The organism is Tritonibacter sp. SIMBA_163, from assembly GCF_046535935.1.
Lineage (GTDB): Bacteria > Pseudomonadota > Alphaproteobacteria > Rhodobacterales > Rhodobacteraceae > Epibacterium > Epibacterium scottomollicae.
Genome location: NZ_JAWJBP010000321.1, coordinates 1 through 279, shown reverse-complemented (window position 1 = coordinate 279; position 279 = coordinate 1). Strand labels below are relative to the sequence as shown.

Genomic DNA, 279 nt, shown 5'->3' with positions numbered 1-279 from the left:
AACCCCACCGCCTGCACCCAACCGCCGAGTAGGCCGAGCAGCAAGTGCCCGTGCACGACCAGATCGGCAAATCCGGCGGCACGTGCCTTGTCGAGGTCGGTGTGCGGCCACAGCGTGAACAGGGGAAAGGTCCGCGCCCACCTCGGCCAGCAACCCGGCCAGCCGGTCGCGGTCCAGCCGTGCGGAATTGGCCACGATGCAGGTCGGCTTGGGCCGAACCAGAACGTCCAGGAAGGCGTCCCAGTCGCCGATCCACGGCTTGTAGCGCGCGAGCAGATC

General features: G+C 68.5%; 1 protein-coding gene. It reads right to left on the bottom strand.

All coding sequences use genetic code 11. From position 1 onward, the window contains the following. Positions 1–279 (bottom strand): hypothetical protein (locus tag R0J92_RS22570; RefSeq protein WP_411053302.1); only part of this gene is annotated, 279 nt, incomplete at both ends.